The following is an 18,010-nucleotide window of genomic DNA, read 5'->3' as shown; positions in this document are numbered from 1 at the left end:
TTAAACTTTCCTTTTATATGACCGTCTTACCTTAAATTTTTCTTTTATGGCTGCTGTTCCCGAGCACAAACAACTACAACACCTGGGGTGGAGAGCCGGTTTCGGGGAAAACCCGCTGGTTATTCACGCATGGTCAAAAAAAAGGCGCAAAGAGGTAGTGCGCAAAATTATCATGGGGCCGCAAGCCGGGCCCGAAGCTGTGAAAGTAGTGGATGAAACAGACCTGCCTGACTACCGCCGCATCCGCCAAATGGGCGCGGAAGAACGAAGGATGGTGCAAAAAATGAATACTGACGGCATCAAAGACCTGAACGTTTTATGGTCTCACGCCATGATCAACAGCCAGCACCCGCTACGGGAAAAAATGGCGCTGTTCTGGCACGGGCATTTTGCCTGCCGTACGCAGAATGTGCTGTTCAACCAGCAATTGCTGCAGGTAGTGAGGGAACACGGGCTGGGCAACTTCGGCACCCTGCTCACCGAGGTATCCAAAACCCCCGCCATGCTGGCCTTTCTCAACAACCAGCAGAACCGCAAGCAGCGCCCCAATGAGAACTTTGCACGGGAGGTGATGGAGCTGTTTACCATGGGCCGCGGCAACTATACGGAAAAGGATATCAAGGAGGCTGCGCGTGCCTTTACAGGCTGGGGGTATGATGAAATGGGCCAGTTCAGGTTCCGCAAGAACCTGCATGATGAAGGCAGCAAAACCATCCTGGGCAAAACAGGTAATTTCCAGGGAGACGATGTGATCAAGATATTATTGGAGCAAAAGCAGACCGCCAAATACATCACCACCAAGATCTACAAGTATTTCGTGAACGAGGAGCCGGATGAAGCAATCATCAGCAAGCTGGCAGACAAGTTCTATGGTTCCGGGTACGACCTGCGCGCGCTGATGCAGGAAATTTTCCTTTCCGACTGGTTTTATGACGAACGCAACGTCGGCAACCGCATCAAATCTCCGGTAGAGCTGCTGGTGGGCCTGCGCAAAACAGTGCCCATGCAGTTTGAGCAGGAAGAGGCCATGCTGGTGTTTCAGCGGGTGATGGGGCAGGTGCTGTTTTACCCGCCCAACGTAGCCGGCTGGGCAGGCGGCCGCTCCTGGATAGACAGCTCCAGCCTGATGTTCCGCATGCGAGTACCCCAGATCATTTTATACTCCCAGGAGTTCAACATCCGCCCCAAAGAGATCACGCCTGAAATGGGTGAAGGGCAGAACTATAAAATGACCATGCAGGTAAACGAGTTCCTGAAAAAACAATACGCCCGCCGGGTGAATGCGAACGTAGACTGGGCGCCTTACCTGGCCGCTTTCAAGGACGTACCGCGTGAGCAGCTGGCAGAGCAGATAGTTCAGTCTCTCCTGCTGAAAAATACATCGGTTAACAAGGAACTGCTGGAAAAATATTCAGACAGCTCCACCCGTGAAAACTATATCAAAACCGTGACCATTGACGTAATGAGCACGCCGGAATACCAATTGTGTTAAACGAAATTTTATTACAATGCTGATTCACAGACGCCGTTTTTTACAAGTAGGCACCCTCGCTTCAGCCAGCCTGATGCTGCCGAAATTCCTGAAAGCCATGGAAAAGGGCGAATTGGTTCCTCCCGGCAACAAAGTGCTGGTGGTAGTGCAATTGTCTGGCGGTAACGATGGTTTGAATACCGTGATCCCTTACCGGAACGATATTTATTACAAGATGCGCCCCACCCTGGGCATCAAACGCGAAGCCGCCCTCTCCCTCAATGACGAGCTGGGCATTCACCCCGCGCTGAAGAGCTTCAAAGCGCTGTATGACGATGGCTCACTGGGCGTGCTCAACAGCGTGGGATATCCCAACCCCGACCGTTCTCACTTCCGCTCCATGGACATCTGGCAAAGCGCCAGCGAGTCTAAAGATTACTGGAACACCGGCTGGCTGGGCCGTTACCTGGACGCACAATGCAAGGGCTGCGACAAACCCACGCAGGCGCTGGAAATAGACGATACATTAAGTCTTGCCCTGAAAGGAGACGCGGTGAAAGGCCTTGCGCTTACAGACCCGCAGCGTTTGTTCGGCGCCAGCAATGACCGGTACTTCAAAGAACTGCTGGCAAAGAAAAAGCACGATGAAGAGCACCAGAATGTAGACTACCTCTACAAAACCATGGCGGAAACCATTTCGTCTGCCGCCTACATCCAGCAGCAGTTCAAGACCTACAAGAGCAAGGAACGCTACCCTCAGACGGAGCTGGGCAAAAACATGAAAACCATTGCAGAGCTGATCATGACAGACATCAATACTTCCGTATACTACGTATCTCACGGCAGCTTTGATACCCACGTAGGCCAGCAGAACCAGCAGCAGCGCCTGTTTGAGCAGCTGAGCGATTCATTGCAGGCTTTCACCACAGACCTGAAAAAGAATAACCGCTTCCAGGACGTACTGGTGATGACCTTCTCCGAATTCGGGCGCCGTGTGGGGCAAAATGCCAGCGGCGGTACAGACCATGGTACGGCCAACAACATGTTCCTGATAGGCGGTGGCCTGAAGCAGCAAGGCGTGCTCAATGAGGGGCCAGACCTGCAAGATCTCAAGGACGGCGACCTGCAGTACAAGGTAGATTTCAAGAACGTGTATGCCACCCTGCTGAAGAAATGGCTGGGGGCGGATGATCAGGCTATTTTGAAGCAACAGTACGAGTACCTGAATTTTATTTAGATCGAAACGGGCTGGCCATACAAGACCAGCCCGTTTTGTTTGAAGCAGTTATTTCACTTTGGGCCGCTGCAGCTCATAATCATAGATCAGCTTCGTGATCTTTGCTATCACTCCTTCCCTGGTGGCCTCATCTGCCCGCGAATTGGTTACAAACACCGTAATGGCGAGTTTTTGCCCGTCAGGCATAAAAATAATCCCGGCATCGTTGGTGGCGCTGCTTACACCGTCACGTGTGCCGGAAGTGCCCGTTTTATGCGCCACTACCACATCCGGCGGCAATAGCCCTTTGATGCGTTTGGGGCCGGTGGTGGTGGCCGTCATGATCTTCCAGAGAAAATCATTGCTGGTTTTGGTAAGCACGGTGCCTTTGTTGAGCACGTCCAGCAGCTCCACTATGGCGGAGGGGTATGCCCAGTTGGTGAACTGCACGTCCCAGGCGGAGGCCATCTTGGCTTCGCTGGCGGCAATATTGATGTTTGTTATGCCAAGGCTGTGCACATAATCATTAATGGCCGCTTCGCCGCCGGCCAGGTCTATCAATATGTCACAGGCAATATTATCGCTTTGGGATACCATCAGCGCCAGCAGTTCAGACAGCGGCCTGTCTACATTGCCTTTGGGGAATGAGTCCCGCAGCGGGCTCCAAGTGTCGGGCACCATCCATTTCCGGGGAATGTAAATGGGCTGGTGCAATTGCAGCTTGCCTTCGTCTACCTGGTGCAGAATGGCCATGGCAATGGGAAACTTGAATACGCTGTGCATCGGGTAACGCACACTGTCACGGTACTGGAGCAGGGGCCCGCCGTTGAGGTTGCGGGCTGCCACGCCCACCTCTCCGCCGGCCGCTTCGGCAATACCGGCAATTTGCCGGTAGAGGGAGTCTTCTGTGTAACCACTGCCTGTGGCCGCCTGCTGGCAGGCCGCGGTGGCCATCATGCACACCACTACCGCCGATATCAATGTATATTTCATACCTCAATTTACGGAAGGGCGGCCAACACCACGCTGTCAAATTGACAATTTTCAGGAATGGCTTGTTTTGTGCATCAGGTACCTTACTAAAGAAGGAGGTAACATGGATGCTTATTCCGAGATCATCCATCATGCGGTAGAGGCCGCAGGCAGGTCAGTTGTTAAAATAGAACGGCTGGATGCCCATGGAAAGATAACCGGTACCGGGTCTGGCTTCTTTTTTTCTTCAGACGGTTATCTTTTCACCAACTCGCACGTAGTGCACAACGGCAGCGCTTTCAATGTAATGCTGCATGACGGCAGCGTGTACCCCGCTACGCTGACAGGGGAAGATCCTGACACGGACATTGCCATTTTAAAATCTACCGCGTTCGACTTCCAGGTAGCCCAGCTTGGGCATGCGGCGGCTTTGCAGATAGGCCAGCTGGTGATTGCCATTGGCAACCCGCTGGGTTTTCAGCATACCGTTACCGCCGGTGTGGTGAGCGCCCTGGGCCGCTCGCTGCGCAGTGAAACCGGCCGTACCATGGAGGGGCTGATACAGACGGATGCCGCCCTCAACCCCGGCAACTCCGGCGGCCCGCTGATCAACTTCAAGGGAGAAGTAGTAGGCGTGAACACCGCCATGATACGCGGGGCGCAGGGGCTGTGTTTTGCGATCAGCATTGATACGGCCCGGCTGATAGCGGCGGAGCTGATGCAAACAGGCAGGGTCACCCGCGCACACCTGGGCCTTTTGCTGCAGCAGGTCAACCTGGTGCCCAAGCTGCGCAGCGGCCTGGAGCTGAAGAACAAAACGGCGCTGTTCGTTACCGGCGTAGAACCGGGCAGTCCCGCCAGCAAGGCGGGCATTGCGGACGGAGACATTGTGGTGTCTTTTAACGATGTGCCGGTAGAAACTTCAGACGCATTGTTCCGCCTGCTGGACAGGGAAAAGATTGGCCAGTTCCAGTTCATCCGCGTGATCAGGCAGAGCCGGCTGGTAGAATTGAGGGTAACGCCGGTGGCGCGGAAGGCGGCGTAGGCGCCTGGTGTTACGCCGCTAATGCGGCTGGCCGCAACGTATAATGCGCTTCATCCGGCCATCGCTGCATGGATTGGCAATGTTGCAACCACGCGTGAGCACAAAACGAGAAAGGCGCCGGGAAGGCGCCTTTCTCGTTTTTATTAGCGTCTTTTTAAAGTCCGCCTTACGGAAACTTCTTGTAGATCATCTTGAAATACCCGTCGTTCACGGCTTTGATGGAACCGTCCGTCATATTGACGAGGTTGCCGGAAAACTCACCGATAGCCAGGGAATCCTGCACCTGGTGAATCACCACGGTAATGCTGCCGTAATTGTCATCCGCTACCAGCCGGTCTCCAGTAGCTTTTTCCTCCAGGAACATGGCCGTGCCGCCCATCATGTTGGAGTACACACCGGGCGTGATCTGCGGCTGGTCACTGAACACGCGGATGTTGATCACATCTTGCCCGTAGCTGTAGCCGGCCACCAGCAGTTGTGAATAATCGTTGGCCGGGTCTGCGTCCGTCAGGTCTCCGGGCATGTAATACGCGCTGTTACGCTGCTCGGACAGCAGCACGCCGTTGTCCAGCTTGAAAGAAATGAATTTCCGTTTTGGTTCCACCGCTTCATCTGAGCAGGCGGCCAGCAGCATCAGGCCGCACAAAACCCCCATCAGGGATAATTTTCCTGGCATAGGAAATAAGTTTTTATCCGTTTACAACTTGTCTATTGATGTTTGTTTCTGCCTGCCAATGCGGTAGAGCGTGTACCCCATCACCGCAAAGAACAGTACGCCCAGCACCTGGTAACCGCCGTGGCCCAGCGCTTCGGCCAGCCCCGCTTCTGCATTTACTTTGGCAAGGCCGCTGGAAACACTTTCGTTGACAGACAAAATAGCCACAATTACGCCGGCTACTGCGCCGCCTGCCACCAGGCCGGTAGCAAAGAGGTTGCCTTTGCCCAGCTCTTCCTCTTCGGCGGTCAGCTTCACGCCGGAGCGTTTTTGCTTCCACTCTACTATGCCGCGTATCAGACCGCCAATAAATATAGGCAGGGTGGTAGATAACGGCAGGTAAGCGCCCACGGCGAAAGATAGTGATTTTACGCCACAGAGTTCAAGGGTGATGGCAATAAATACGCCCACGAGCACAAACTGCCAGTCGAGGTTGAATGACAGGATGCCTTTAACGAGGGTGGCCATCAGCGTGGCCTGCGGGGCGGCGTATTTTTCCGTGCCAATGGCATGTTTGATTCCCTGCGCCGCCATTTCCGCGGTGGGGGTATCGAGTATATGCACCGTCCAGCCGATGACGAGAGAAGATACAATGGCGCCGATGAAAAGGGCTATCTGCTGGTTGCGCGGCGTGGCGCCTACAATGTAGCCTGATTTCAGGTCCTGCGAGGTAGCGCCCGCGTTGGCCGCCGCAATGCAGATCATGCCGCCTACTACCAGTGCCATAGGCTCAAATACTTTCCCCGTCCAGCCCACCGCAATGAAAATAAGGCAGGTGCCCATGATGGTAGCAATGGTCATCCCGGAAATAGGGTTGTTGCTGCTGCCTATCAGGCCTACGATGCGGCTGCTCACGGTTACGAAGAAAGCGCCGAAGACCACCACCAGCAGGCCTATCAGCAGCTTGTTCCAGATGGAGTCGCCGGGGAGCTGCGGCAGCAGGGCCATCAGCAGGATGAGCGCCACGCTGCCAATGATCACGAATTTGAAGGAAATGTCTCTTTCCGTTCTGGGCACCTGGCCTTCTTCGCCTTTTTCCTTGAGAGAGCCGAGGCTGTCCCGGAAAGAGGAGATAATGGTGGGGATGGTTTTGAGCAGGGTGATGAAGCCGCCCGCCGCCACTGCGCCCGCGCCTATTTGTTTCACGTAGGCCTGGTAGATGGCGGCGGAATAGTCGCTGAACGTGCGGGTTGCAGGGTCCCAGGAGCCACTGCCCCCTGCCGTATCCAGGTTGGCCAGCAGGCCCAGCTTCACCAGCTGCGCCGCAATGATCTCGCCGGGTATGAGCGAAGCCAGCAGCGGGATCAGGCAAAGCCATGCCAGCACCCCGCCGGCTACCAGCACCCCGGCTATTTTGGGGCCTATGATGTAACCCACGCCCAGGTATTCAGGCGTAATTTCCCCGCTGATTTTGGCGGAGGGAAAGATCTTGTTAGCCTGCTTCGTCATAAACGTCGGCACTTCAGCAATAATGTGCAGCACCTTTTGCAGCATGGCATATACCAGTGCAAAACCCAGCCCCAGGAAGGCCGTTTTGGCAAACTCCCCGCCTTTTTCGCCCGCTTTCAGCACGGAGCCGCAGGCGGTGCCTTCCGGGTAGGGCAACGTATCATGCTCCTTTACGATCAGGGAGCGCCGCAGCGGTATCATCATCAGGGTGCCCAGTATGCCTCCGAAAATGGCCAGTATCAATATGGTGATGTAGTCAAAATAACTATCTCCCCCGCTGCCGGCAGAGAGGAAGAGGAAGCCCGGCAGGGTGAACACCACCCCGGCGGCAATAGACTCCCCGGCGGAACCGGTGGTTTGAATGATGTTGTTTTCGAGAATGGTGGTTTTGAAGAACTTCCGTCCCAGCGTAATAGCTATTACGGCAATAGGGATAGAGGCGGATACGGTGAGGCCCGCCTTCAGGGCCAGGTATACGGTGGCCGCGCCAAAGATCACGCCGGCAATACATCCCAGCAGGATGGACTTCAGCGTTAATTCTTTCATTTTTACTTCAGGCGCAACAAAAGGTTTGAATTTGGTTTCTGCCATAAGAGGGAGGTTGTCAGCAATTCTGTTGTTTTGAAATAACGGTGCGGCGGGTGACCCCGGCCGGAGCACGATACCTAAATATAGTATTTTTTCGTGGTGCGTAAATAAATAAAAATGCGGGGCTGTGGTGCCCCGCATTTGTTTTTTATTGTGCGTTCATCATTTTCTGCAGCCATCTGGTGAGCCCGAACAGGATGAGGGAGGCTACGCCTGCCATCACCACAAAAAGCATAAAGAACTCGTAAGGCGTGCTCATATGGTAGCCAAGGAAGACAGTAGTCTTGGTGCCGTCCGGATAAAGGGCGCTCAGCTCGCCCGCCAGCTTGTTAGAAATGGCATTGGCCAGGAACCATACCGCCATCAGCAGGGAGGCAAATTTAGCGGGCGCCAGTTTGTTTACCAGTGCCAGGCCAATGGGAGAGAGACAAAGTTCGCCCCACGTATGCAAGGCATACATGCCTATCAGGTACATCATGGTCACTTTTACCCCAGGCTGCACATCTTTCACGCCGAAGGCGATCACCAGGTATCCGATAGCCAGCAGCATCAGCCCCCAGGCCATTTTGGTAGGAGGGGCGGGTTCATATTTGCCCAGTTTCAGCCACAGCCACGCAAAGAAAGGCGCGAAAGTGACCACAAAAATGGAGTTGAGAGACTGGAAGGTGCTGGCAGGCAGTTCTTTCAGCGGAATACCGCTTTCTCCTCCCGCGTAAAGGGAGGCATTGAGGTAAAGCAGGTAAGCTGCGCCTGCGCCCAGCAATGTATAAATAATGGCCCGTACGCCGGCAGGGTCTCCTTGCAGGTTCTTCCGTGCGGCCACAAAAGCTTTATAGATCAGGTAAAGAAGACCGGCAGACACTACGGAGATGAGCCATACCGGAATGTTCCAGTTCAATTCCCGGTTGGTTTGTTCGTCTGCGAAGAAGGTGAGAGAAGCGCCGGCTTGCTCAAAGGCCGTCCAGAAGAAGATCACGAAAAAGGCCACGATAAACACCACCAGCACCTTTTTCTTCTCGGCCGTTGTCAGCTTCTTGTCTGTGAACACCATGACGGCAATAACGATCACAGATAGCAGCAGCAGCCAGGTGAGGAATGGGGCTACCTTGGCGTCAATGTACAGCATGCCAATCATGGCGCAGGCCATAATGAAAAGGCCCAGGTATACCAGCCCCGCTTTCCCCTGTTTGGCCTCGGCCGGGGGCATGCCCAGCGGGCTGCCGTCTGGCCGGCGGATGTAGTGGTCTTTCAGCCAGCGGAAGGTGATCACGCTCAGCGTCATGGCTATGCCGGCGGCCAGAAAAGACCATTTGAAGTCTGCCGGGTTGCCGGTATCGCCTACGGCGCCGCAGATAGCGGGCCCCAGGGCGCCGCCCACGTTGATGCCCATGTAAAAAATGGTGTAGGCCGCATCTATCCGCCGGTCTCCCTCAGGGTACAGCTGCCCTACCATGGAAGAGATGTTGGGCTTGAAGAAGCCGTTGCCCGCAATCATAAAGCCCAGGCCGGAAAAGAAAAGGAAAGTGGAAAGATCTTGCGAAGTATTGTACACCGATGCGCAGCCGAACAGGATGAACTCCCCGATGGCCATCAGCAGGCCGCCGATGATGATGGAGCGGCGGTTGCCCCAGTAACGGTCTGCCACAAAACCGCCGATCAGCGGCGTCAGGTAGGAAAGGCCGGTATAGCTGCCATACAGGCTGGACGCAAAGGCCTTGTCAAAAGCCAGCGCTTTGGTAAGGAATAATACCAGAATGGCACGCATGCCATAATAGTTGAACCGTTCCCACATTTCCGTGGCAAACAACACGTACAAGCCCTTCGGATGGCCTGGCGAGGTTGACTTCGCATTCATAAATGGTTAGTTTAGATTAGCTGTTTTTCTCACAATAAGCAGTGCTCAACAAAAAATTAGGGCGGAAAGATAAAGAAAATCAGCATCCCGCATCAAAAAACTGGCTTTTTTGGCCTTTCTTTGCAAAAATTTTCGGGCATGCCACTTACCCGTTGTATGTGCCGGATTCCCCTCATAATATTACGTTTCAATCCATTATGAACATTTTACTCTTAGGTAGCGGCGGCCGGGAACATGCCCTGGCGTGGAAATTGGCACAGAGCGCAGCATGTTCAAACTTATTCATTGCCCCCGGCAATGCCGGTACATCAGCTCATGGCACTAACGTGAACATGGGCGTAAGTGATTTTGAACAGATCAGGGCCTTCTGCATAGAGAACAAGATAGACCTGCTGATACCGGGCTCTGAAGAGCCGCTGGTAAAGGGCGTGTACGATTTTTTCAAGGCAGACGAAGCCCTGCGCCATATACCGGTGATGGGCCCCTCACAAACCGGCGCCCAGCTGGAAGGCAGCAAGGCCTTTGCCAAGCAGTTCATGCAGCGGCACAACATTCCCACGGCGGCATACCGGGAGTTCAGCGAAGAGAATTTTGACGAAGGCGTAGCCTACCTGCGGCAGCACAGCCTGCCTATTGTACTGAAGGCAGACGGGCTGGCCGCCGGCAAAGGGGTGGTGATCACCAGCTCACATGATGAAGCGGTGGCCGAGTTTGAAGAAATGATCAAGGCCGCCAAGTTTGGTGACGCCAGCAAGAAGGTGGTAGTGGAACAATTCCTGACCGGTATAGAACTGTCTGTGTTTGTGCTCACAGACGGTAAAAACTACCAGGTACTGCCCACCGCCAAAGATTACAAACGAATTGGTGAAGGAGATACCGGCCTCAATACGGGCGGCATGGGCGCCATTTCCCCCGTGCCATTTGCTACGGATGCCTTTATGCAACTGGTGGAAGACCGCATTATACGCCCAACCGTAGAAGGTTTGGCCAAAGAGCAGATCGTTTACCAGGGTTTCATCTTCTTCGGCCTCATCAAGGTAGAAGGGGAGCCTTTTGTAATTGAGTACAACTGCCGCATGGGAGATCCCGAAACGGAAGTGGTGATGCCCCGCCTGCAGAATGACCTGGTAGAGCTGTTTGAAGCGGTGCAGCAGCAGGCGCTGGATACGGTGAAGGTGTTTGAAGACCCGCGCGCCGCGGCTACGGTTATGCTGGTAAGCGAGGGTTACCCTGAAGCGTATGAGAAAGGCAGGGAGATCACGGCCATTCCCGCCCCTGCGCGTGACCAGCTGGTGTTTCACGCGGGCACCAAAGCAGAAGGCGGCAAAGTGCTGACCAATGGCGGGCGGGTGCTCACGGTAACATCTTTGGCAAGCGATTTGCAGCTGGCGCTTGCCCATTCCAAACAAACGGCAGAGCAGATACAGTTCGGGGGCAAGTATTACCGCAGAGATATTGGATATGAATTTGTTAGCTGACAACTTCGTTCAGGGTTCACGGATAGAGAAAATATGCAAAATGTAACTGTCTGCATTTTATTCCGCGGTCCGCTTGAATAATCCAATAATTGCATCGTATATTCGTTAGAATTATTCATTTTTGCATTCAAATATTTTTGACCGTATCAAACAATGGGCTTCTTTAACTTTTTAACGCAGGAGATTGCAATAGACCTTGGAACAGCCAATACGCTGATCATTCACAATGACCAGGTGGTGGTAGACGAACCTTCCATTGTGGCCATAGAAAGGGCCAGCGGGAAGATAGTGGCGGTTGGTAAAAAGGCGATGATGATGCACGAGAAAACGCATGAGTACCTGCGTACCATCCGTCCCCTGAAAGACGGCGTGATAGCCGATTTCAACGCCGCTGAAGGCATGCTTCGGGAGCTGATCAAGATGGTGTACCCCAAGAAGCCGTTATTTGCCCCCAGCTGGAAAATGGTGATCTGCATCCCTTCCAGCATTACGGAAGTGGAAAAACGCGCCGTGCGTGACTCTGCGGAGCAGGCGGGAGCCAAGGAAGTATACCTGATCCATGAGCCCATGGCCGCTGCCCTGGGTATTGGCATAGACGTGGAAGAACCGGTGGGTAACATGATCATTGACATAGGCGGTGGCACCACCGGTATTTCGGTGATAGCCCTGGCCGGTATTGTGTGTGACCAGAGCATCCGTATTGCCGGTGACGAGTTCACGGCAGACATCATGGAAGCCCTGCGCCGCTACCACAGCCTGCTGATCGGTGAAAGAACGGCAGAACAGATCAAGATACAGATCGGTTCAGCCCTGAAGGAGCTTGACAATCCGCCGGACGATATTCCCGTGAACGGCCGTGACCTGGTAACAGGTATCCCGAAACAGATCATGGTATCTTACCAGGAAATTGCCGAAGCGCTGGACAAATCCATCTTCAAAATAGAGGAAGCCATCCTGAAAGCGCTGGAAACAACGCCCCCCGAGCTGGCTTCCGATATTTACCGCCGCGGCCTCTACCTCACCGGTGGCGGCGCCCTGCTGCGCGGGCTTGACAAACGCCTGTCCCAGAAGATCAAACTCCCCGTTCACGTAGCAGATGACCCGCTGCGTGCCGTGGTAAGAGGCACCGGCATTGCCCTGAAACACATCGGCAAATATCCTTTCCTGATGCAATAAAACTTAGTACAGTCCCCTGCCGCCCCGGCTGCAGGGGACTGAAACCGGAATCCAAGACTCGAATCAAGTGCGAAATCTGATCATTTTCTTAAGGCGGTATTTCAACTTCTTTCTGTTTCTGCTGCTGGAAGTGATTTGCTTTGTATTCGTGTTCCGCAACAACAATTTCCAGCGTACCGTATACCTCAACTCCTCCAACGGCCTGAGCGGCAAGTTATACTCCCGGTATAACGATGTACAATACTATTTCCATCTTAAAGCTACGAACGACAGCCTGGTGAAAGAGAACCTGCGCCTGCACAGCGAGCTGGCCACCAGCTTTGACGTACGGGACACTACCTCTTTCGTGAAGTTCGACACGCTCCGGAAATACAGTAATGACACCACCCGCAAGCTGTTGAGCACCGAAGTGCGCAAGTTCCTCTACCGGGAGGCCAAAGTGATCAACAATTCCGTAAACCGGGAAATCAATACCATCACCATCCGCCGGGGCAGCAAAGACGGCATCCGCCCCAACATGGGCGTAATAGGGCCAAACGGCGTTGTGGGCGTGGTGCGCAGCGTGAGCGAGAACTATGCGGTGGTTATTTCCATGCTGTACAAGTCAAGCGGCGCCTCCGCCGGCAGCAACTTCGGGTTCAGCGCCAAGCTGAGAAGCAGCGGCGAAATAGGCACCGTGTACTGGAACGGGCGCAATGCCGCCATTGGCCAGATGAGAGACGTACCCCGGAGCGCCAAACTGCACAAGGGAGACACCGTGATCACCAGCGGCTTCTCCGCCGTGTTCCCGGAAAACCTGGCCATCGGGTACATCGATACTTTTTACCTGTCTGACAAGTCCAGCACTTCGTACGACATCCGCCTGAAATTTGCCACTAACTTTTACAACCTGCAATATGTGTACGTGATCGAAAACCTGCTGCGAGACGAGCAGACCAGGCTGGAAGACTCTACACGCAACCTGCTGAAATGAGCGTACTGTTAAAAAATATCATCCGTTTTGTATTGCTGATACTGTTCCAGGTGTTAGTGCTGGACCAGATACTCATACACCAGCTGGTAAACCCTTACCTGTACATGCTCTTCATTCTGCTGCTGCCCTTTAACCTGCCCCGCCCTGCCTTGCAGCTGCTGGGTTTTTTACTGGGCATCACGCTGGATATGTTTTCTGATACCATGGGCATCCATGCGGCGGCCTGCGTATTCATTGCCTACCTGCGCCCGTTTGTGCTCAACATCCTCTCGCCCCAGGGCGGCTTTGAGGTAACCCAGCGCACGCCTTCCGTTACCAGCATGGGCCTGTCTCAGTTTGCCATTTATGTATCAGTGCTCGTACTGCTGCACAACATTGCCTATTTTTGCCTGTCTGTTTTCAGCTTTGCAGACCCCCTGTACCTGTTGATGAAAATATTGCTGTCTACAGCCGCCAGCCTTGTGCTGGTACTGATTTATGAGTTGCTGTTCTTCAGCAGGAAATGAGCGTATAATTATTTAATTTCGATACCTGCATGTCTGTTTATAATCAGCCCAGAAAAAGAGTAATCCAACTGATCTTCCTTGGCATGGTGTCTCTCATCGTGATGAGGCTGTTTTTTCTGCAGGTAGTGGAAACCAAATATTCCAAGCTGGCAGACGCCAACGCGCACCTGCGCAAAGTGATCTACCCCAGCCGCGGCATTATTTATGACCGCCACGGGAGGGCCGTGCTGCGCAACGAAGCGTTGTATGACCTGATGGTGACGCCTGCCAACGTTAAAAAAATAGATACGGCCTACCTCTGCGAAATTCTGCAGATAGACATGGAGGAGTTCCGGAAACGGATTGCCCGCGCCATCAACAAGGAAGGCCGGGTGCGCCCCTCCGTATTTGCCAGCCTGCTGCCGCAGGATATGTACGGCAAGCTGCAGGAAAGCATGTATATGTTCCAGCCAGGTTTTGAGCTGGTATTGCGGCCGGTACGTTCCTACACCTACGGGGTGGGGGCCAGCTTCCTGGGCTACATCAGCGAAATTCCGCCCTCCCTGCTGGCAGACAGCCTGGGCCGGTGGAGCGCTTACCAGCAGGGAGACTACCTGGGCCGCACCGGGCTGGAAAATACCTATGAGAGCATCCTGATGGGCCAGCGCGGTATACAATACCTGGTAAAAGACAACCTGAACCGCCCCCAGGGCTCGCTGGAAAACGGCGAGTTCGATACCGCCGCCATTGCCGGTAAAAATCTCCGCCTGGCGCTGGATATTGAGCTGCAGGTATTGGGTGAAAGAATGATGCAGGGCAAGGTGGGCAGCATAGTGGCCATAGACCCTAAAACGGGCGGCATCCTTACCATGGTGAGCGGCCCCACCTTTGACCCGAACCTCCTTTCAGGTTCGTACCGCGGGCAGAACTTCAACAAGCTCTATCAGGACACCACCAGTCCGTTGTATAACAGGGCCATACAAGCCATGTACCCGCCTGGTTCAACCTTCAAGCCCATCACCGGCCTGATTGCGCTGGACGAAGGGGTGATCACCCCCAGCTTCGGGTACCCATGCCATGGCGGCTACGCGCAGTGCGGCCGCTTTATCAGGTGCACGCACAGCAACCCGGGCCACGCCGCCAATATGCGGACGGCTATGGCCAACTCCTGCAACGCTTATTTTATGCACCTGTACCGCCTGTCTGTAGACAATGCCAAATGGGGCGGCACGATGAAGGGGCAGGCCAAATGGACGGAGTACCTGAATGCCATGGGGTTCGGGGTGCGCCTGGGCGTAGATATTCCCAGTGAAGCAAGAGGCATTGTACCGGATACAAGCCGGATGAATTACCGCTACCGCGGCCAGTGGAACTCCTGCTCTGAAGTATACGTAGGCATGGGCCAGGGCCTGCTGGGCGTTACGCCGCTGCAGCTGGCCAACGCCATGTGCATTCTCGCCAACAGGGGGCACTATTACCTGCCGCATTTTGTGGAGAGCATAGATGGAGATAACTCAGACATCCTGAAGAAATACAAGGAGAAACACTCCGTAGCGCATATATCTGACGAAGCGTTCAGCTCCGTGGTATTGGGTATGGAAGATGTGGTGACGCACGGCACCGCCCGCGGAGCGCAGATTGAAGGTGTTGCCGTATGCGGCAAGACCGGCACGGCTGAAAACAAGGCCAGGATCAACGGGAAAATTGTGCAGCTGAAAGACCACTCCCTGTTTGTAGGCTTTGCGCCGAAAGACGATCCCAAGATCGCTATAGCGGTAGTGGTGGAGAATGCCGGCTTCGGCAGCACTTACGCCGTACCCATTGCCAGCATCCTGATGGAAAAGTACCTCACGGATACCATTTCCGCCAAGCGCCGGCCCATCCTGCAAAGAATGATGGAAACCGTGACCATGTCTTCCGAAATGCGCGCCAAATCAAAACTGGACTCATTGAACAAGGTGAATTATTCCGCCGCCCAGGGAGACGATTTATTAAGGAAAATAATAGCTAACTAAACCATACAATGAACCGCCCACAAGCGAAACTCACAGCAGGCATTGACTGGCCCATTTTCGGGCTCTACCTGGCGCTGGTATTCATCGGCTTCCTGGCCATTTTTGCGGCTGAGTACCGGGAGGGAGATAATATTGTGCAGAACCTGCTGTCTCAGAACAAAAACTGGGCAAGGCAGGTGCTGTGGTTTGGCGTGTCTATAGTGCTGGCTACGGGCATATGGTTAACAGACAGCAAGTTCTTCACCGCCACGGCCAATCTCCTTTACGCCTTCGGTATATTGCTGCTGCTGCTGGTACTGGCCATCGGTACCGGTGTAAAGGGCTCCAACTCCTGGCTGGAGCTGGGCGGCTTCCGTTTTCAGCCCGCGGAATTTACCAAGCTGTGTACCAACCTGGCGCTGGCCAAGTACCTGTCTTCCATGGAAACGGACTTTACCAAGATGCGTTCCCGGCTCATTGCATCGGCCATGGTACTGGCTCCCTGCGCCATTATCATTCTGCAGGATGAAACCGGCCTGGCATTGGTGTACTTTGCGTTCTTCCTGGTCATGTTCCGCGAAGGCCTGCCCGGCATCATTCTGGTGATAGCCTTCTCCGGCATCATACTCGTACTGTCCGCATTGCTGGTAGATAAATACATCCTCTTTTACATCTTTACCGGCATCACGGCGCTGGTGATCTATTTCAGCCGGCGGGAGATCAGGCGCAAGCGCTCCCGGCTGGTGCTCATACTGTCTATCTGGGCTTTCTGCTCCGCCTTTGTGATGGCTGTGGTGCCCTTTGTTTTTACCAAAGTGCTGAAAGACTACCAGGTACGCCGTATTGAAGTAATGCTGGGCAAGGAGAACGACCCCAAGGCCACCTACAATACCCGCCAGAGCATGATTGCCATTGGCTCCGGGGGCTTTTGGGGCAAAGGGTACCTCAAGGGCACGCAAACCCGCTTCGACTTTGTGCCGGAGCAAAGTACAGACTTCATTTTCTGCACCATCGGGGAAGATTTCGGCTTTATGGGCAGCATCATCTTCATTGGCCTTTATGTGGCCCTGCTTTTCCGGATCATTTTTATTGCGGAGCGGCAACGCTCTACCTTCAGCCGCGTATACGCCTACGGGGTGGCCAGCATCATCTTTTTCCATCTCTTCATCAACATCGCCATGACCATAGGCCTGGCGCCGGTAATAGGCATTCCCCTGCCACTGGTGAGCTACGGCGGTTCTTCGCTGATGACCTTTACCATGCTTATTTTCATTATGCTCCGGCTGGACGCAGACAGGCAAATGGTATTGAGATAAGCCCTACTTTTGCAGGATGGCAAGAATCATCCCGCTGTCTGAAGGCAGTTTCACAGTAGACGGAACCAAACGTTTTGTTCCTTTTGACGAGCGCAAAGACGTACTCAAAGACAGGCCCGCCGGCTCCCTGCTGGTGGAGATACAACCCTTCCTCGTCATCACAGACAAAGACATATTGCTGCTTGATACCGGCCTGGGCTTCCGCAACCCGGACGGGGTGCTGCAGCTGCACCAGAACCTGATAGACCAGGGCATCAACCCTATGGAAGTAACCAAAGTGCTGATGAGCCACCTGCATAAAGACCACGCCGGCGGTGTCAGTGTGGAGGATGTGGTAACCGGGGAGCGCAGCCTTTCCTTCCCGCATGCTACCTATTATGTAAGCCGCAAGGAGCTTGACTATGCTTTTGAGCAAGACGGCAAATCATACCTGGCCAAAGAAGTAGACCTGCTGGCTAAACGTGACAATGTGGTGTTCCTGGAAGGCAGCGGCACTATAGACGGGTATATCCATTACGAGTTCAGCGGGGGGCATTGCCCTTACCACCAGGTGTTTTTGATAGATGACGGGAAAGACAAGGTGTTTTTCGGGGGAGATGAGGCGCCGCAGATCTCTATGATGAAGAGCCGCTTTGTGGCCAAGTATGATTATGACGGCAAACGTACCATGGAGTTGCGGCAGCAGTATATGGAAAGGGGAAAAGCAGCAGGATGGACGTTTTTGTTCTATCACGATACCAGGCTGCCCACCACGAAGTTTGAGTAGGCGGCTATTGCTGGCGGCCGCGGCCGCGCATCATGCGGTTATCTTTCCGTTCTTTTAGCTGGCGGATCATCATGCCCCGGAACTCTCTTTCCGCGCGGTAGAGGTTGCCCACCTTGCGGGCCGGGAGCACTTTGCTGAACTCCTGGCGGTAACGCGTCTTGATCTCCAGCATTTTCTTTTCATAATCCAGCTCCTTGTCAAGCGTAGCAGTGGCTGCAGCATCTGTGCGGGGTTTGCCTTTCAGCTCCTGGTTCTTCTTTTTGCGTTCCGCTATCAGGGTGTTCACTTCCCTGGAGTATTTGTTATATACGGGCCAGAATTTTTGGGCTTCTTCCGGCGTAAGGTCCAGCTCTTTGGAGATATAGGCTATTTCCAGGGCTTTGATCTTGTCCTGCTTGGAGGCAGCGTCACTCTGGTCCGCATCCTGCGCCAGCAGGCTGCCGGTGGAAGATACCGCCATGCATAAAAAAACTATCACTGCCCGTATCAGCTTGCTACTTCGCTTCATCAT

At 54.0% G+C, this 18,010-nt stretch carries 15 protein-coding genes; 10 read left to right on the top strand and 5 right to left on the bottom strand.

The features are described 5' to 3' along the window. Positions 1 to 46 precede the first annotated feature (46 nt). Complete coding sequence (locus tag ABDW36_RS01495; protein WP_343700109.1) at positions 47 to 1,492, top strand: DUF1800 domain-containing protein; 1,446 nt, start codon at positions 47 to 49, stop codon at positions 1,490 to 1,492. 16 nt (positions 1,493 to 1,508) lie between these two features. Continuing rightward, positions 1,509 to 2,708, top strand: a complete 1,200-nt coding sequence (locus tag ABDW36_RS01490) for a DUF1501 domain-containing protein (protein ID WP_343700108.1) — start codon at positions 1,509 to 1,511, stop codon at positions 2,706 to 2,708. Positions 2,709 to 2,756: 48 nt separating this feature from the next. Here ABDW36_RS01490 and bla read toward each other — a convergent pair whose 3' ends face one another. Next, complete coding sequence (gene bla, locus ABDW36_RS01485) at positions 2,757 to 3,680, bottom strand: class A beta-lactamase, subclass A2 (RefSeq protein ID WP_343700107.1); 924 nt, start codon at positions 3,678 to 3,680, stop codon at positions 2,757 to 2,759. Positions 3,681 to 3,783: 103 nt separating this feature from the next. Between bla and ABDW36_RS01480 the strand changes: the two genes are divergently transcribed. Further along, positions 3,784 to 4,704, top strand: a complete 921-nt coding sequence (locus ABDW36_RS01480) for a trypsin-like peptidase domain-containing protein (protein WP_343700106.1) — start codon at positions 3,784 to 3,786, stop codon at positions 4,702 to 4,704. 166 nt (positions 4,705 to 4,870) lie between these two features. Here the strand turns inward: ABDW36_RS01480 and ABDW36_RS01475 are convergent, their stop codons facing one another. The 3 genes from ABDW36_RS01475 to ABDW36_RS01465 all read right to left on the bottom strand — a co-directional run bounded on the left by ABDW36_RS01475 (position 4,871) and on the right by ABDW36_RS01465 (position 9,311). Further along, positions 4,871 to 5,380 carry a hypothetical protein gene (locus ABDW36_RS01475; RefSeq protein ID WP_343700105.1) on the bottom strand — a complete coding sequence of 170 codons (510 nt, stop codon included), beginning with the start codon at positions 5,378 to 5,380 and terminating at the stop codon, positions 4,871 to 4,873. Between the two features lie 21 nt (positions 5,381 to 5,401). Continuing rightward, the gene (locus tag ABDW36_RS01470) at positions 5,402 to 7,459 is read right to left on the bottom strand and encodes an OPT/YSL family transporter (protein WP_343700104.1); all 2,058 of its coding nucleotides are present in this window, start codon (positions 7,457 to 7,459) and stop codon (positions 5,402 to 5,404) included. Between the two features lie 145 nt (positions 7,460 to 7,604). Continuing rightward, a complete protein-coding gene (locus ABDW36_RS01465) occupies positions 7,605 to 9,311 on the bottom strand; it encodes a peptide MFS transporter (protein ID WP_343700103.1) in 1,707 nt (568 codons plus the stop codon). Positions 9,312 to 9,508: 197 nt separating this feature from the next. On the opposite strand from ABDW36_RS01465, the gene purD reads away from it, so the two are divergent. The 7 genes from purD (at position 9,509) to ABDW36_RS01430 (ending at position 17,499) form a co-directional block, all read left to right on the top strand. Further along, positions 9,509 to 10,789, top strand: a complete 1,281-nt coding sequence (gene purD, locus ABDW36_RS01460; RefSeq protein WP_343700102.1) for a phosphoribosylamine--glycine ligase — start codon at positions 9,509 to 9,511, stop codon at positions 10,787 to 10,789. A 153-nt stretch (positions 10,790 to 10,942) separates the two neighbouring features. Continuing rightward, positions 10,943 to 11,965 (top strand): rod shape-determining protein, encoded by a 1,023-nt coding sequence (locus ABDW36_RS01455; protein ID WP_119078103.1) that lies wholly within the window; start codon positions 10,943 to 10,945, stop codon positions 11,963 to 11,965. Between the two features lie 67 nt (positions 11,966 to 12,032). Further along, a complete protein-coding gene (gene mreC / locus ABDW36_RS01450) occupies positions 12,033 to 12,938 on the top strand; it encodes a rod shape-determining protein MreC (RefSeq protein ID WP_343700101.1) in 906 nt (301 codons plus the stop codon). Continuing rightward, complete coding sequence (locus ABDW36_RS01445; protein ID WP_119078105.1) at positions 12,935 to 13,444, top strand: rod shape-determining protein MreD; 510 nt, start codon at positions 12,935 to 12,937, stop codon at positions 13,442 to 13,444. Before mreC ends, ABDW36_RS01445 begins: the two co-directional genes overlap by 4 nt. A gap of 29 nt (positions 13,445 to 13,473) precedes the next feature. Then, on the top strand, positions 13,474 to 15,438 hold the full coding sequence (gene mrdA / locus ABDW36_RS01440) for a penicillin-binding protein 2 (RefSeq protein ID WP_343700100.1): 1,965 nt from the start codon (positions 13,474 to 13,476) through the stop codon (positions 15,436 to 15,438). Positions 15,439 to 15,446: 8 nt separating this feature from the next. Further along, the gene (rodA, locus tag ABDW36_RS01435) at positions 15,447 to 16,733 is read left to right on the top strand and encodes a rod shape-determining protein RodA (RefSeq protein ID WP_343700099.1); all 1,287 of its coding nucleotides are present in this window, start codon (positions 15,447 to 15,449) and stop codon (positions 16,731 to 16,733) included. A 16-nt stretch (positions 16,734 to 16,749) separates the two neighbouring features. Then, on the top strand, positions 16,750 to 17,499 hold the full coding sequence (locus ABDW36_RS01430) for an MBL fold metallo-hydrolase (RefSeq protein ID WP_343700098.1): 750 nt from the start codon (positions 16,750 to 16,752) through the stop codon (positions 17,497 to 17,499). Between the two features lie 4 nt (positions 17,500 to 17,503). Here the strand turns inward: ABDW36_RS01430 and ABDW36_RS01425 are convergent, their stop codons facing one another. Further along, positions 17,504 to 18,010 (bottom strand): hypothetical protein, encoded by a 507-nt coding sequence (locus ABDW36_RS01425; protein WP_343700097.1) that lies wholly within the window; start codon positions 18,008 to 18,010, stop codon positions 17,504 to 17,506.

This window comes from Chitinophaga sp. (assembly GCF_039596455.1).
Taxonomy (GTDB): domain Bacteria; phylum Bacteroidota; class Bacteroidia; order Chitinophagales; family Chitinophagaceae; genus Chitinophaga.
This window is presented reverse-complemented; position numbering and strand designations above follow the sequence as displayed.